The following is a 15,572-nucleotide window of genomic DNA, read 5'->3' on the forward strand; positions in this document are numbered from 1 at the left end:
TAAATTAGCTCCAAATTATTTTATCAATAATGGTTTTGTTCTATCCGAAATTCCATTTTCGTTAAATGCTTCAATAGAAAAATAGTATGGTGTATCACGATCTAAACAGCGCATAAAATGATCACTAACATCATAAAGCAACCATGATTGATACATTTTATTAGGAGCAATTCCCCAACGAATATTGTATCCCTGTGCACCCTTTACCTCTTTCCATGAAAAACTAACATCTCGCCTGTCGCCTTCTCTTTTAATTGAGAAATCCTTCACCATTGAAGGTTTTTTCCCATGTCCGACACCAAACACTCTGACTTCAGACATGGCCAGATTAGCACCTGGAACTTCTATATTCCTATACCTTACATACTTCGCAGTAATTGGTTGTTTTAACACAATATATGCGTTTGGTGAATCTTTGTATGATTTGCTACGATCCACTACAGTGTGCCAGTTTTCGTTATCCTTAGAAACCTCAATTGTGAAGCGATGTCGCAAACCTTTGGTACGTGTATAAATTCCTGTTTCATAATCATGATAATTCAATTGAATTGCATAGATTTTACCTAGCTTCTGCATTTCTATTTTTACCCATTGCTTATCATCATTATCATCAGCCACCCAAAATGATTTTGGACTTTCATCTGTCAAGACTTCTGATAAAATCTCTCCCTCACCGTTTTTTTGGAAAGGCATTTCGTTAATAACAAACTCATCGTCAGTAGAGGTACTTTTCCTAATCTGTGTTTTTGAAGATGATACTGTTGTTTTTCCTTTATAGGATAAAAGCATCCATCCACAATGTTCTCCTGCTTTATTAGGATGGCTGGGAGCATAACGCGGGTAATCCCCATAATGAGTTTTAGAATACATCAAATCATCAGCATCAAAATAAGTTGGGAACATACACAAACGACGCTCCCAATGTGAGTTCGAGGCCAAAGCCATTGTAGCAAAATGCCAGTACTGACCGTTAGTTTGTTGCATGGTAATACCATGCCCAGCCCCATTAGTAAATCCACCAGGCTTAAAACTCATAGGATTACTTTTCATATAGGTAAAGGGTCCAAAAGGTGAATCCCCAACATAAACCCCGTCGGCATATACATTGAATTGTGTTCCAGGAGCTGCATATTGCAGATAATATTTGCCATTGTATTTGGTCATGGATGCACCTTCCATATAACCTTCCTTTAAAGTGGGATGAAAATTATTTTCCCCGAATCGTTCCCACCCATGCTCTTCTTCAACAAGGTTTATCAATTCTTTTGTATCTCCAACAACCAGCATTCTATCATCTTTATTCAACTGCTTAACTTTTATTGGATAAACATTCGATGATCCCCAATACAAATAAGCTTTACCATCATCATCAATAAACAATTCTGAATCCTGAATACCATTGGTGATAGAAGCAGTAGGAGTCCATTTGCCACTTTTTGGATCATCGGTATATAATATACTGCCATACCCAGCCGGATCACCAGCAAAATATAGTAGTGAATCCTTATAGTTATAGGCAGTAGGTGCATTACAACCTTCGAAAAACCATTGCTGCGGCTTGATAAAATCCCAGTTGACCAAATCACGCGAGTGCCAGTAACCAAACGAACGAGTAACAAACATATAGTATTCATCACGAAATTCTACCACAGCAGGATCCGCACCCGATCGATATGAAATGTTCTTGCTTGAATTGTATACCATATAGGTATAGTCGATATCCAAAGGATTACAATAAGTTTGAGGTATAATTTCCTGGGCATTACTCATCGCCGAAAGGCATAAACCAATCACTAAAAAAATGCTTTTTATTGCCTGCATTTGCTTTGTATTTTTGATATTTATCTTTCAATTTACTGATTTCGAGAATTGGAACAGCCAGTACAACAAGTCTTTTTCTTCGAAGGCTGGTGTCCAAATACTATGTCCCATACCGGGATAAATCTTAAAACGAGTATTCTGATTCAATGGAGATAATTTTTCATATACTGATCGAGAATAATCAATGGGTACCACTTGATCCTTATCGCCATGTGCAAACCATATTGGAACATTAGCATAATACCTGGCTAAATCATCATTATGTCCACCACACACAATATAGGCTGCAGCATACTTGTCGGACCAACGGTACAAGTATTCCAATGCTCCTATTCCTCCCATCGATATTCCCATCACATACATCCTATCAGCATTTACCTTTTTATTTGCCACAAATTGCTCTACCAAGGCATTCACCAATTGAGATGGGCGAGGTGCAGGGGCGCTTACGGGAAACTCAAATACCATACGATCTGGCTTTTTAAATTTTCTGCGATTAGTCCACATCACATCTTTTGAACACTGCGGAAAAAGTACAATGGCTGGATAATCTTTTTGATTCTCCTTATCTCTGAAAATATGCGAACCCAATTTCATCTGACGTTCATTATCATTTCCCCGCTCGCCTGCTCCATGCAAAAAAAGAATAAGCGGATACTGCTTTGATTCGTCATAATTAATCGGATACATAATTTGATATTTCAAAGTATCTCCATCTTGGACAAATAAAGATTTTTGAAATGTACCTCCTTTTTGTGCCACACAAGTTATTGCTCCCATAAAAAAAATGAAAACTGCAATCCCCTTGTATATACTCTTATTTATCATTCCCTACCATTTCTTTAAGAGAACTCTTTTGAACACTAAAATCCAATTTCTTCAATCCCTCTTGAACATCTTTGTTCCTCATAAAAAGATTCCACAATAATCCGGTCCTGTAATTTTCTATCATCACAGGAATTGGTCCTTGATCGATGGCAAGATATCTCGGCATATACCATTCATTAGAATGGCTATACGCATCATATGGACCAAATTTTCCTACCAAAGAATCCGCTTCAGTGTATAGGTATCTAAGAAATTGCATAGATTCTTTTGGAGTGTAAGGAAATGAGCTTAAAGCAGCTGTAGGTGCAATAACTCCCAGATCACTTTCTCCAGGATGATGACCAGAATATCCTTTCATAGAATAGCTCGAGGTCAATCCCCATTGTTTTTCCCCATAACCTTTGTAACCTTTAGGATTATCAACACAATACCTGTAATGTATTTTAGCATGATTTCTTGTCAATTCTCCATAATCAGCGTATTTGTCCTTTAATCCATTCGGATTTAATCCTAAGTAAGAATAATGTGCCCAAAACAGAGGACCAATCGGATCATCACTATGTTCGTAATAGTTAAGGATGGTTGGCAGGTTATAAAAAACGGTATCCTTGCTAATGTTTCCATTACAAGTCCAGCCCTGATGGTAAACTTCTGGTTTAACCGAATGTGTAGGTGATGATGAAGCGAGAATGTACATGATCAGACACTCATTGTATCCACCCACTGGAAAATTCATATCCCAGCCAAAATTTGGCGACCAATGCCAATACAAAACATTTTCTCCCTTTGTATACCAATCCCACTCTACCTCCTGCCACAATTCCTCAATGTCTTTAACCAGTTGCTGTTCCTCTTCACTACCATCTCGATAATACTCTGCCACTGTCAACAATCCCTGAATCATAAAAGCAGTTTCAACCAAATCGCCCCCATTATCTTTACGACCAAATGGTTTTACATTACCTGTATCGCCTTCTAGCCAATGTGGCCAAGCTCCATGAAATCGATCTGCAGTACTTAAAAAATTCACAATCTTTTGAAAGCGTATAAATGCCTCTTCCCTGCTTACAAATCCCCTTTCAACACCAACTAAAATAGCCATAAGTCCAAACCCGGAGCCACCTATAGTAACAACATTCTGATCCTTGTGAGGATAATCTCCATCTAAATGGATTCGCTCACAAGCCATACCCGAATTTTCTTCAGCTCCTTCCCAGAAATATTGAAAGGTTTGATATTGCACAGTATCGAGTAATTGCTCATCGCTTAAAGCAGATTTATTGGCAGCATTCGAACTCTTTGATTTTTTTGTTGAAACAACACAGGCATGCAGTGTTATAATCGTAAGTAAATAAAGTAGTATTTTGATTCGCATTGTAATGCTGTATTATTTGATAATTAGTTTTGTAGTAAAAGATTGGTCGTTAACCTGAAGCACAAATACATAACAACCTGCACTTAGGTTCGAAGCATTTACTTCAAGTTCAGAAGATAAAGAGTATGTCTCCTCATAATAAACCTGTTGTCCTTGTAAATTATATATCCTAATACTTATGCCCTTTGATGCTATTTCAGGAAACGATAACTTAAATTGTCCTTCGCTTGGATTAGGATAAATTGCCAAGTCTGATTTAGTTTCCCAATCGGGTACAGAAGTAATTTGGTTAAAACCAAGTGTGGAAAGACCTTCCTGCACATCGCTATCGTTCATCACAGATTCCCAAAGTAGACCAGTTCTATAATTTTCCAACATGATTAGGATTGGTCCCTGATCAATTCCCAGATAATCCTGTTTTACCCAATTCTGATTGTCATTGAAAGCATCATAAAAACCATATCGTCCAAATAAGTCACTGCCCCGTTCGCGATAGAAATATTTTATTGCTTTCATCGATTCTTCGGGTGCATAAGGCATAGATGCCAAGGCAGCAGTTGGAGCGATAGTGCCATTATCTTCATATAAAGGTTTATGAGAAGAATATCCTTTATCAGGATCATCGCTTGAGGTTAATCCCCAACATTTATCACTATAATTTTTATGTCCTTTGGGATTATTGACTGCATAGGTATGATGAATTTTCACTGTATTTACATGCTCCTCCCAGTAGTCAGCATAAGCATCGTATAGATTATGTGGATTGATACCTAAATGTGTGTAATGAATCCAGAAAAGAGGTCCCCCGTAATCTGGAGCTAAGCTAATATCATATCCATAAAAGGAACGCGAATTGACCATCCCTCCATTATTAGCCCAGCCATTATCATATACCTCTTTTGAAATACCATATGTAGGTGACGAAGCAGCCATAATATAGGTAATCAAACTTTCGTTCCATCCCCTGATCCTCATATTCATTTCAAAATCGTAATTTGGCGACCAGTGCCAATAAAGCTGATCTTCTCCATTATTCTGATACCAATCCCATTCTATTTCCCGCCAAAGTTCATCTGCCATTTCTCTGATCTGAATAGATTGATTGTCATTCGAAATGAAATAATTCTTTAAAGCAATCAAGGCTGATGCAACAAAAGATGTTTCAACCATATCGCCTCCATCATCTTTAGTACTAAAAGGTTTTGTAACTCCTGAATTCCCATGGTACCAATGCGACCAAGCTCCATGGTGTCTATCGCAGGTTTTTAGAAAATTAAGCATCTGCAGTATACGATCTTTTACCTCACTCTGGGGACGATAACTTCTTTCATAAGCCACAATCATAGCCATTAATCCCATTCCTGAAGCGCCTGATGCAACAGCTGTCCCTGATGTCCTTTCCTTGGTCATGCCAGAGTTCGGGTCCGCTCCTTCCCAGAAATAACGAAAGGTATACTCTTGAACCATATTCATCAATTCATCATCTGAGTAGTCTCGAACACTGGCTTGATTTGTAACCGCTGCCGATTTATTGCCGCCAGCTATAGTGTAAATTCGATATTGGATGGAAGTATTGCGAGCTTTTTGAGGAATAAAATCAAGTAAATAATTATCTGCCGTTTCAGCTCTTAATTCATAGTTATTACCACCATCAAATGATGCTTCAATTCTGTAGTTTAAATCTTCCTGTGGAGTCTCCCATTCCAATTCCACATGCGAATCGTAACCTGTAGTCTTAAAATCTGTAACTTCCGGTACAAATTCCATATATTCATAAGTGGTAATTTCATCAATATATATCAATCGGCTGCTATTATCGCTTTCCGATTGGTTAAAAATAATTCCTTTACTTTGGGTAAAATCCAAGTCTGAGTTCTGACTGTCGTTCAGAATATTTCCGAGAGGGAAACGGATTTGTATCCATTGTCCGGCAAGTGCGCTTTCGTTGTAATCGCTTAATGTATATAAGGCTGTAGTTTGATCGCCGGAACCACTTTTCAGGTTCGCTTTTATGGCAATTTTTGGAAGGGCTTCTGCTGGAAAATCTTCCTCACAATACAAATAAAAGGAAAGCGAATCGCTGGATGTAATATCAGCTGTACTCCATGATTTTTTATAGACCGTTACTTTCCAATTTCCATCAGAAGAAGAAGTGTAGTTAAATTTTAGAGCAGTACTTCCTTTGTAGGAACTTGTTACACATGGAATCTTATCATTCCATTGTGGATTGCCCGGAGGATAGGTGTGCTCAAATTGGCTATTCCCCAGATTATTAATATCAACGATTCCCTGATCGTAGTAGGATGAAGTGGTACCTTCGTCAAAAAAGACAACCTGTGCTTTTGCCAAAAAGCTTGATAACAGACCTATTATTATTATTAGTAAATTTCTCATCATACAATTCCTTATTCTACTGTGCTTGATTCAGGCTCATCTAACAACCCAACTATTTTTCAATGAGCTATCGAATAAAGTTCGACATACAGCTCTAATTTTTAATACAAATCATATTTAATTCGACTGTATTTTAAGAAATGAAGGCTACTCAAAAGAGTTCTTAAGTAGCCTTCATCATTCATAACAATATGCTTATTTAAAATTCACAATCATTTTTATTGCATAGTTGCCATTACTTCAGCTTGAGTTAATGCTTTATTATAGAAGCGAAGCTCATCCATGATACTTGCATCAGACTTATGTCCCCATTCATTGAAATAAGGATCACCTGACATGATAGACATGATTTCACAATTCTCCCAGCTTACTCCTGTTATATCATTTTGATTAACTGATTCGCCATTGATATAAATTACAGAATTTGTTGCCGAAATTGTAAATGCAATATGAACCCATTCACCGTTTACGTCAATTTCGCCACCATCGTTCCATGCATCGCTTTCGCCATTTCCAACATTCAGCTTAATTCTTTGCTTTTCGTCAGTACCTTCACGGAACAAACGGAATCCATATTTACGATTATTTTGTGCATCTATAGCTTTTCCTTCATCAGGAGCACCTACTACAAGAATACCCGAGCGATCAGGCGTACCATTCACCTTATACCAGAAAGTTGCAGAAATTTCATCACTTAGGAATCCTAAAGCAGGAACAGTTAAATATGCATCCTCAGCTCCCAAATATGCTTCACGTGAATAACTGTCTTCAGTATAAGATGGCAATCCAATTGTAGATGCGACCTGTTCTGGTAAATAAGTTCCATTAAACGACAAATAGAAGGACTCACTTTCCAAAACATCCGGAACATCAGCCATAATAGCACTTACCTCTTCTGTTGTAAGAGCCTTATTAAACAATCTTAATTCATCCATTAAGCTTCCGTCTGATTTATGTCCCCATTCATTAAAATTTGGATCACCGGACATAATCGACATAATTTCACAATTATCCCAGCTCACACCTGTTATATCATTCTGATTAACAGCCTCACCATTAATATAAATCACAGAATTAGTAGCAGAAATTGTAAATGCAACATGAACCCATTCATCGTTTACATCAATTTCGCCCCCATCATTCCAAGCATCTCCTTCTCCGTTCCCAACATTCAACTTAATTCTTTGCTTTTCTTCATTTCCTTCACGGAATAAACGGAATCCGTATTTACGATTATTTTGAGCATCTACAGCTTTTCCCTCATCAGGAGCACCAACTACAAGAATACCTGCTCTATCAGGTGTAGCATTTACTTTGTACCAGAATGCTGCTGAGAACTCATCGGAAGTTAATCCATTTACCGGAACTGTAAGATAAGCATCCTCCGCACCTTCATATGCTTCTTTTTGCCATCCTGAATCATTAAATAATGGTGAACCAAAAATGGATACATTATCCATACGATAAGCAAAACGATCAATATCATCACCATCAAACGGCATGTAAAAACTCTCATCAGGAAGTGGTCCTACCATTCCAAAATCAGTTACACGCAAAAAATTTACCGTTGATGTTGTTGTTTTATCAGTCAAGTCAGTAGCTGTAACAGTAAGAGTATGTGCTCCTACTTCAAGTGTAGGATAAATAATCTCTTTTTTCACCACCATATAATCGGTAAATGATGTATAATTTTCAATTTCCTGTCCATCAAGCTCTACAACCACCTGTTTCATTTCAACATCATCTTCAACTGTAATTTTAAAGGTAACAGGAGCAATCTCAAGAGAATCCTGTACCAATTCACCTTCTTGAGGATAATTTATAGTGACCATCGGAGCATTTTCGTCAATACCCTTTGGAGCATGAGTAATAGAATCCAGATCATTGTCGCACGCAAATGCAACAAACATCAATACTCCAACTAATAATTTATATATATGTTTCATCTGTTTATAATTTATATGTATTTGTCAGATGGAAGTCGCAAGATCAAAATAATTATTACCGTGTTTGTTACTAATTATTTTAATCATGTTCGTTTCATAATTATTTATAAAAGCATGTAAAAGTCAATCTCCTACACCAGATTTTTATTCTTGAATCGCATCCTTAAGAATTGGTAAGGCATCCGACTGTTCCAATGGATATGGCATAAATGCCTTATCAGCGGTAAAGGTTCTACCTTCATAACTTAACTCATCATATTTGCCCAAACGTACCATATCATAAAAACGAATTCCCCACTCCATAGCCAATTCTGCAAATTTTTCATCCATTACCTGATCTAGAGTAACGCCAGATAAATTCCCTAATCCTGCTCTTGTTCTCAAGGCATTAACCGCCTGATCTGCTGATATTTCAGAACCGGTAGCACCTCCTACTAGAGCTTCTGCATGCATCAGTAATATTTCGGCGTAACGAATTACAGTATAGTTTTTATTTGAACCGTATGAGGTTCTTCCAGAAATCAATTGATCGGAAGGCAAATAATGCTTACCACTTGCGAAAAATGCACGTGCATAATCATTAATTACATCTCCATCTCTAGTGGTATTTGATACAAATGATGGCAAATTAGGGTATTCTCCATCTTTTTGAATTTCAGCAATTCCTCTGTCCGTAAACAAAACGCTAGTTTCTAAACGAACAGTCTCACCTCTGTCAAGCATAAACTTGACAAATTTTAAACTTGGCTCATAAAATCCCCAACCAGATTCAGCTCCATCAACCGCAGGGGTCCAGTTTTGTGGTCCGTAAAACGCAAATAAGTGACTAATCTGATCACCAGTACCTTCGCCAAAATCAGAATATTGTAATTCTAATATATTCTCAGAGCTTAGTTTCCCAGGAATTTTGAATAACTCGTAATAATTATCTTCCAATTGATAAGCACCACTTGAAATAATTTCAGATGTTGCATCTGCTACACCTTGATAGTTCTTCAACTCTAACTGAGCAATTGCTTCAATAGAAAGGGCTGTATATAGATTTACACCACCAGGGATATCGCTACGATCGGCAGGATGAGTTTTTACCAAACTACTTTTTACTTCAGAAATTTGATCAACGATATACTGCATTACTTCAGCCTTCGACTTTAATCCCAAACTATACAACTCACTAGGTTGAGATGTCTCAGGTGTCATTATTGTACCGAAAGAACGAGAGATCTGCAACAAACAAAAAGAACGCAAAACTTTTGCTTCTGCAATGTATTGATCAACTGTGTTCGAACTAATACCAGCTTCTCTATATTTCTCGAACTCTTCGATAGCAGCATTGAATTTAAAAATATCGCCATAGAAATTTTTCCAAACCGAATTGATCATCCAATATCCATTATCATATTTAAAGTCATCAATATCAGCAAATCCCTGCTGGTCACCTTCTCCACCATGATTTACATCGTCACCACGAACAGCTATTGTTGGAATATCTTCCCATCCTCTTGAAGAGAACTCGGCATAAACACCAACAAGAGCACCATACATATTCGCTTCATTCGTATAATCAATCTCCTCAACAAAAGTTCTGTTTTCAGGCAACTCATCAAGATCGTCGTGACACGATGTAAAGGCTATACTCATAGCAAATAATAGTGTCACTATCATTGTTTTATATGTTGTTTTCATTATCATATTTTTATATGTTATCCTTTTTAATAATGCAATCTGATTGCTTAAAAATTAATATTTAGCCCTAAAGTATAAGAAGCAGGAATTGGATACGTTTGTGTATCAATACCATTAGCTATCTCAGGATCAAATCCATTGTAATCTGTAAATGTTACAGGACGATCGGCTGTCAATATTATTTTAGTATCAGGCATGTTTACACCCCATAAAGATTTTTTAGAGAATAAATAGGATAGCTGAATATTTTGGATTCTAAAGAATGAACCATCTTCAACAAAATAATTACTCATTTTTTGATTCCACCCTTTACGCAATCCTGCAGAAGAAACATATTTATTAGAAGTACCTTCTCCTCTCCAAAGGTTAGAAGCTAAATCAGCATCCATATTACCATCTGCAGTCCAAAGAATTTCACCACGCTTACGGTTTAAGATTTTATTCCCTTTTTGTCCGTAGAAACTAGCCGATAGATTCCAATTCTTATAATTCACTGAAAAATCAAATCCATAAGTTAAATCAGGAAAATATGATCCAAGAAATACACGATCTTTATCATCAATAACATCATCGCCATTTTGATTTACATAGCGGTAATCCCCTGGTTCCAAACCATTGGCAACAGCAATAGGATCAGCATCAATTTCCGCTTGATTTTGGTAAATCCCATCGGTCTTCCAACCATAGAAGGACATCAATGGCTCACCTACTGCACTTCGCTGGCGAAATTCAGCCTGTCCTGCATCAATATATGGTTGACCATTCAAATCTCTTACTTCATTTTTCAATGTTGACACATTAAATCCAACACTATAACTCCAGTCTTTGGCAAAACTATCATTCCAATTTACCGCCAATTCGAAACCTGAATTACGAATAACTCCAACATTTCTTAAGGTAGAAAAGCTTGTGAAAGGTTCTTTTACACTAATGGCTGCATTATCTGTATCACGTACATAGTAATCTGCATCCAATGAAAGTCTTGAATTTAGAAGTGTAGAAGTGATTCCAAAGTTAGTCTCTGTACTCACCTCCCATTTTAGGAAAGAGTATATATTCTGAGTTACCGTACCTGGGATTTTGTTATCTCCAAGAGCAGCATCTACAACATTAGCAGTAGAAGTACCATCATTTGCCTGAACATTGTTATTACCAAGTTCACCCCAACTAGCTCTTACTTTTAAGAAATCTACAAATAAAACATCTTTCATAAAGTCTTCTTCAGAAAGAACCCAACCTGCACCAATTGTAGGGAAATAACCCCACTTTTCCTGGTATTTAGAACTACCATCAGCTCTAAATGTACCATAAATTAAATACTTACTATCGTAATTATATGATACACGACCAAAATATGAGATCCCATAATATCTCGATCCATAATCAATAACAGATCCTTCTTCAATAGTTTTAGCTTGACTTAAGTACCAAGATTTTTCATCCTGATAAGGAAAATCAAGTCCTTTTGCTTCAAAACCAACAAAACTATCATCGCGATATGAATGACCTGCCATTACCGTTAAATTATGCTTGTCGAAAGAGTCTGTATAAGTTAAAACATTATCAATTGTTTCATTCTTATAGTTCTTGTCAACACGCTTAATAGAAGCTTCCTCAGGTAAACGTTGAGTCTGATAACCAATATCATAAGGAAGGCGCACGTAACGCTCTGTAAGATTTGAAACATTCTTGCTATATGATGTCTTGAAATTAAGCTTATTAGGTATAATATTGATTTGCGCATAAAAGCTTGCCAATGTTTTTTGAATATTTAATTCATTGCGGCTATAATTCATAGCAACAAACGGATTTTGAGATCCTCTATAGCCCATCGATTTAGCGTTCGCCAAATTATCACCATCATATACTGGCATTATTGGCACAGCAAAATATGCTTCCCTCCAAGCTCCTGATTCAGGTGCATTTTTATCTGCATCACTAAAAATTACATTACCTCCAACTTTTAGCACTTCATTTACATCGTAATCTATCTTTGCTCTCAGGTTAAGACGGTTGTAATCATTCTTCATATCTAAAATACCTTCCTGATCAAAATAACTAAAACCTAAAGCATAAATAGCTTTGTCTGACCCACCAGCAACATTCAAACTATGGTTTTGTATTGAAGCTGTTCGCATCACTTCGTCGTACCAGTTTGTGTTTGTTGCAGGAATATTTGGGTTATCATGGCTTCTACCAAATTGTTGCATCGATTCGTAAACCTTTGCGATATCGGCACTAGATCCAGATTCCATGATCATTTGTGTATATTGTTCTGCATTCGCCATTTTTAAAACATCAGCCGCAACCTGAACACCATAGTATCCATCATATGTAATTGTGGCTTTTTGATTTTTTCTACCACTCTTGGTCTCGATCAAAACAACACCATTAGCAGCTCGAACACCATAAATTGCAGAAGCAGAAGCATCTTTTAACACTGACATTGACTCGATATCAGAAGAATTCAGAAAGTCTATATTGTCGTATAATACACCATCCACTACAAATAATGGATTCTCGCTATTGTTTCCCGGGTAAGAACCAATACCTCTAACACGCATGGTTGGGGAATCACCAGGAGAACCAGCGCTAACAATTTGTACACCGGCTACTTTTCCCTGCAAAGCTTGTATCGCTTGTCCGGAAGGAGTTTTCATTAAGTCTTCAGATTTAACTGTTGTGATTGATGAAGTCAAATCTTTTACATTCATTTTTCCATAACCAACAACAATAACTTCTCCCACAAGCTCACTATCTTGTTGCAAGACTACATTAATAGTTGTTTGTCCGTTTACTGGATAGGATTGTGGAATCATCCCGATAAATGAATAAACCAAAGTTCCATCTACAGGCACATCAGATAAGGTATATGAACCATCAATTGCTGTCGAAGTTCCATTAGTTGTACCTTCAACAATAACAGTTACACCAATTAGTGGTTCACCACTAGCATCAGTAACAATGCCATTCACAGCATGATTCTGAGCTATTAGAACGTTGAAAGGAACTAACAGCATTAAAATCACAACCAACATCCTGGCATAATTTTTCTTGATTGCGCCTATTGTTCCAATTGATTTGAACAATTGTGCAAAAACGCTCTTTAGAATTTCTCTTAACATAGAATTACTTTTTATGATTAGAATTTAGGTAATTTCAATCCATTATAACATACTACAGACTATTTATTTTATCTGTAGCATGCTATACTTTACACTTTTATCACTCCATTATTAGTTCAAATTCAGCACTTAAAACTTCATCAGCTGAATGTGATCCAATCCAAAGTCGAAACTTACCAGGTTCAACTATTGACTGTTTATTCAAGCCCAAAAATTCAATTGTGCTTCTATCAATTGTGAAATTCACAATTTGTGACTCTCCCATTTCAAGATGTATTTTCTCAAATCCTTTTAGTTCTTTAACCGGTCTGGTAACAGATGCTGAAACGTCCTGAATATATAATTGTACAATTTCCTCTCCTGCATAATGACCAGTATTCTCCACCTCAGCAGTAACCTCTATCTTACCATCTTCATTCAATGAGGTAGCACTCAACTTTAAAGACTTATACTCGAAATTGGTATAACTTAGTCCATATCCAAAAGGATACAAAGGAGAGTTAGGTACATCTCTGTACGATGAAAGATAGTCAGCACCACTACCGTCAATATATGGTCTACCGGTATTCTTATGATTGTAATAAATTGGTATTTGTCCAATATTTCGAGGAAATGTTAGCGTTAGCTTAGCCGAAGGATTATATGCTCCTGAAAGAACATCGGCAACAGCTAACCCAGCCATAGTTCCCGGGTACCATGCCTCAACAATTGCATCTACATTTTCATCTTCCCAGGAAAGATCTAAAGGACGTCCATTAAAGAGAACAAGCACAATTGGTTTATTGGTCTTCTTTAATGCCTTCATTAATCTTAATTGAGGTTTCGGAAGTTTCAAATTGGTTCGACAAGCAGCTTCACCAGACCAGTTGTAGTCTTCTCCTAGCGCTAAAACTATAACATCACTGCTAGTAGCTACACGCATTGCCTCATTTAATCCTTTCATATCATCCTCTTCATCAAGACCACACCCTTTGGCATAGGAAAAGGAGACACTACTTTTTGCATAACGATCCATTAGTCCTTCATAAAGAGTGATACTTTCATTACGATCACCTCTAATAGCCCATTCACCGTTTAAGCTATTTCGTTCTTTAACCATTGGTCCGATTAAAGCCACACGTTTTTTATTTTGTGGATTTACCGGTAACACCTGATCCTTATTTTTCAATAATACAATAGAACGCTGAGTCACCTCCAAAGCCTGATCAAGATGTGCTGGATTTCCCACCATTTCTTTTGCTCTTTCTTCATTAAAGTACTTGAATGGATCTTCAAAAAGTCCAAGCATGAACTTCATTTCCAGAATTCTTGCAGCTGCTCTGTCAATTGTTGATTCAGCTACTTTTCCTTCCTTTACCAACTCTTCCAGGTGCTTAGTAAAAGCCATACTCTTCATATCCATATCGATACCAGCATTCACCGATTGCATACCAGCTTCTTTCAAGTCTTTGGCAGAACCATGATCTATCATTTCCTCAATAGCTGTATAATCGGTTACAACCATTCCCCTAAAATCCCATTCATCCCTAAGAACATCAGTATATAAATATTTACTTCCTGTACATGGAACTCCCGCAATTTCATTAAAGGCAGTCATAAAAGAAGCTACACCTGCATCAATAGCCGCTTCAAACGGAGGGAAATAAGTCTCACGTAAACGATGATCCGAAATATCCACAGTATTGTAATCACGTCCTGCCTCTGCGGCACCATAGGCAGCAAAATGTTTGGCACATGCAATCAATGTGTTAGTTTGTGCCAAATCCTTGTAACTACTAATTCCCTGAAATCCTTTAACACGAGCACTTGCCACCAGACTTCCTAAATATGGATCTTCTCCTGCTCCTTCCATAACACGTCCCCATCGTGGATCACGTGCAATATCTACCATTGGTGCAAAATTCCAGCTAATCCCATCTGCAGTAGCTTCTATTGCTGCAGTTCTGGCACTTTGTTCCATCAATTCCAGATCCCAGGAACAAGACTCCGCCAAAGGAATAGGAAAGGTTGTTTTATATCCATGAATTACATCAGCTGCAAAAAGCACAGGAATATTCAAACGTGACTTTTCAACAGCATATTCTTGAATCTTTCTTAAAGCATCTACCGAAAACACATTGAATATACTGCCAACCAATCCCTTATCAACATACTCGCGAAAATCATCACCTGTTGCAGGTCCGGTTAAGTTAGTATGTCCCGAGAATTGAGCCATTTGACCTATCTTCTCCTCAAGGGTCATCAGTGCTAGTAATGAATCCACCTTGTATTCAATCACAGGGTCCTGACTATAACTTTTCCATCCACTGTTCACCGTACCATTATTGGATTGGCATCCAAATAATGACATTCCGGCAATTATTGCACTATAAATAAACTTATTCTTCATTATTCCTT

8 protein-coding genes are annotated in these 15,572 nt (G+C 37.2%); all 8 read right to left on the minus strand.

Going from position 1 to position 15,572, the window contains the following annotated elements; genetic code table 11:
- Window positions 1-15: 15 nt before the first annotated feature.
- Window positions 16-1,821, minus strand: a complete 1,806-nt coding sequence (locus GCQ56_RS10555; RefSeq protein ID WP_152734429.1) for a family 43 glycosylhydrolase — start codon at window positions 1,819-1,821, stop codon at window positions 16-18.
- 27 nt (window positions 1,822-1,848) lie between these two features.
- Window positions 1,849-2,649 (minus strand): prolyl oligopeptidase family serine peptidase, encoded by an 801-nt coding sequence (locus GCQ56_RS10560; RefSeq protein WP_152734430.1) that lies wholly within the window; start codon window positions 2,647-2,649, stop codon window positions 1,849-1,851.
- Window positions 2,639-4,024, minus strand: coding sequence for a glucoamylase family protein (locus GCQ56_RS10565; protein WP_152734431.1), 1,386 nt, complete (start codon window positions 4,022-4,024; stop codon window positions 2,639-2,641). The genes GCQ56_RS10560 and GCQ56_RS10565 overlap by 11 nt, the downstream gene beginning before the upstream one ends.
- Window positions 4,025-4,036: 12 nt before the next feature.
- Window positions 4,037-6,421: a glucoamylase family protein gene (locus GCQ56_RS10570; protein ID WP_152734432.1), complete on the minus strand. Its 2,385-nt coding sequence runs from the start codon at window positions 6,419-6,421 to the stop codon at window positions 4,037-4,039.
- Between the two features lie 215 nt (window positions 6,422-6,636).
- Complete coding sequence (locus tag GCQ56_RS10575) at window positions 6,637-8,364, minus strand: LamG-like jellyroll fold domain-containing protein (RefSeq protein WP_152734433.1); 1,728 nt, start codon at window positions 8,362-8,364, stop codon at window positions 6,637-6,639.
- 144 nt (window positions 8,365-8,508) lie between these two features.
- Window positions 8,509-10,050: a RagB/SusD family nutrient uptake outer membrane protein gene (locus GCQ56_RS10580; RefSeq protein WP_227006047.1), complete on the minus strand. Its 1,542-nt coding sequence runs from the start codon at window positions 10,048-10,050 to the stop codon at window positions 8,509-8,511.
- Window positions 10,051-10,097: 47 nt separating this feature from the next.
- The gene (locus tag GCQ56_RS10585; RefSeq protein WP_227006048.1) at window positions 10,098-13,175 is read right to left on the minus strand and encodes a TonB-dependent receptor; all 3,078 of its coding nucleotides are present in this window, start codon (window positions 13,173-13,175) and stop codon (window positions 10,098-10,100) included.
- A gap of 100 nt (window positions 13,176-13,275) precedes the next feature.
- Window positions 13,276-15,564 (minus strand): beta-glucosidase BglX, encoded by a 2,289-nt coding sequence (gene bglX / locus GCQ56_RS10590; RefSeq protein WP_227006049.1) that lies wholly within the window; start codon window positions 15,562-15,564, stop codon window positions 13,276-13,278.
- Window positions 15,565-15,572 lie beyond the last annotated feature (8 nt).

This window comes from Marinifilum sp. N1E240 (assembly GCF_009295825.1).
Taxonomy (GTDB): domain Bacteria; phylum Bacteroidota; class Bacteroidia; order Bacteroidales; family Marinifilaceae; genus Marinifilum_A; species Marinifilum_A sediminis.

Bases quoted from the DNA above. Each gene is read 5' to 3' on its own strand.
- GCQ56_RS10580 (WP_227006047.1), bottom strand. From the start codon at position 10,050: ATGAAAACAACATATAAAACAATGATAGTGACACTATTATTTGCTATG.
- GCQ56_RS10575 (WP_152734433.1), bottom strand. From the start codon at position 8,364: ATGAAACATATATATAAATTATTAGTTGGAGTATTGATGTTTGTTGCA.
- GCQ56_RS10560 (WP_152734430.1), bottom strand. From the start codon at position 2,649: ATGATAAATAAGAGTATATACAAGGGGATTGCAGTTTTCATTTTTTTT.
- GCQ56_RS10570 (WP_152734432.1), bottom strand. From the start codon at position 6,421: ATGATGAGAAATTTACTAATAATAATAATAGGTCTGTTATCAAGCTTT.
- GCQ56_RS10565 (WP_152734431.1), bottom strand. From the start codon at position 4,024: ATGCGAATCAAAATACTACTTTATTTACTTACGATTATAACACTGCAT.
- GCQ56_RS10555 (WP_152734429.1), bottom strand. From the start codon at position 1,821: ATGCAGGCAATAAAAAGCATTTTTTTAGTGATTGGTTTATGCCTTTCG.
- bglX (WP_227006049.1), bottom strand. From the start codon at position 15,564: ATGAAGAATAAGTTTATTTATAGTGCAATAATTGCCGGAATGTCATTA.
- GCQ56_RS10585 (WP_227006048.1), bottom strand. From the start codon at position 13,175: ATGTTAAGAGAAATTCTAAAGAGCGTTTTTGCACAATTGTTCAAATCA.